At 34.6% G+C, this 1,391-nt stretch carries 2 protein-coding genes; one reads left to right on the top strand and one right to left on the bottom strand.

The features are described 5' to 3' along the window. The coding region (locus FHL06_RS13075; RefSeq protein WP_153387041.1) for a MerR family transcriptional regulator at positions 1-284 on the bottom strand (284 nt) is incomplete at its 3' end. Between the two features lie 131 nt (positions 285-415). Here FHL06_RS13075 and thiD point away from each other — a divergent pair. Next, positions 416-1,228, top strand: coding sequence for a bifunctional hydroxymethylpyrimidine kinase/phosphomethylpyrimidine kinase (thiD, locus tag FHL06_RS13070; RefSeq protein WP_202240425.1), 813 nt, complete (start codon positions 416-418; stop codon positions 1,226-1,228). Positions 1,229-1,391: the final 163 nt, after the last annotated feature.

The raw sequence follows: 1,391 nt of genomic DNA, 5'->3' as shown, positions 1-1,391 counted from the left end.
TTTATTTGCGCTTGCCTTGCCAAAAGTAGTCTTCTTTGCTCATTTAAAGCTTCTATCCCCGAAAAATTGGGATCTTTCATCAACTGTTTATTTTTCTTTAACGAAAATCCTAGAGCTCGATAAAACATGATTTGCTGTAATTTATTTACATTTTTTTCATCATAAATACGATAATTACTTTTATTAACCTCTTCTGGTTTCAATAAACCAATTTGGTCATAATATCTCAATGTACACGTACTGACACCAGCCAACTCGGCTAATTTTTTAATTGTATATTTCATAAATATCTCTCCCAACAATTTGCATTTTAAAGGTTTACGCTACGTCAAGGTCAAGCAAAACTGCTAAAAATTGCCCACTTTTTTCATAATTCCTGTTAAGATAAGGGTTAATAATTATTAGGTGGGTGACTATATTGAATGAATTTACACAAGTTTTAACTATTGCTGGTTCCGACTCTGATGGTAGTGCCGGAGCACAAGCTGACTTAAAGACATTTATGGCTCGTGGCGTTTACGGAATGTCCGTATTGACTGCTGCAGTTGCTGGTAATTCATACGGAATACACGATAGCGTGAATATGCCAGCTAGTTTTATCCAAAACCAAATTAAAGATATCAAAGATGACTTCAAAGTTTCAGCTTTTAAAACTGGTATGTTATCTGATTCAGAAATTATTCATACAGTAGCAGATGCCATTAAGGACAAGCCTTTTGGTACTTTTGTCCTTGATCCTGTTATCATTACTAAACATGGTGCCATGCTTCTAGAAGCTGAAGCTTACCAAACTTTGATCGATGAATTGTTCCCTCTTGCTGATTTGATTACACCTAACTTTTATGAAGCCAAGAAACTTTCTGGTCTAGAATTAGAAAATAGAGAAGAAATTGTTAAGGCTGCTCATAAATTACGCAAATTAGGACCAAAAAATATTATGATAAAGGGTGAACATAGTGACGACTCAATTTCTGAAGTTGAAGACTATGTTCTACTAGAAGATGGCCAATCATTCTGGATCTCTGAACCATATGTCAAAACTGAACATATCAATGGTACTGGTGATACATTGTCATCATGTATCGTAGCCGAAGTTGCTAAGGGTCAAAGTATGGAAGATGCCATCAAGACTGCAAAAACATTTACTTACAATGCTATTAAACATGAAATTGCTGTGGGACATAAATATGGTCCTATTAACCATTTTATAAAGGATGATATACAATAGTATTTGTTAGTAAAATTGGAGATTTATCTATGGTAAGAATAACAAAAATTTCTGCCGGAATTTTATTACTTATACTGTCAATTATTTTAATGATTAAAGCGGGTTTTGAAGGCTTCATCGCAGCACTAGTTGGTACTGGTGCGATTGGTGGTGCAGCAGGGAT

Origin of the sequence: Companilactobacillus halodurans, from assembly GCF_009600985.1 — a bacterium.
Classification (GTDB): Bacteria; Bacillota; Bacilli; order Lactobacillales; family Lactobacillaceae; genus Companilactobacillus; species Companilactobacillus halodurans.
Note: the sequence above shows the minus strand (reverse complement) of the source record. Positions and strands in the feature narration are given on the sequence as shown.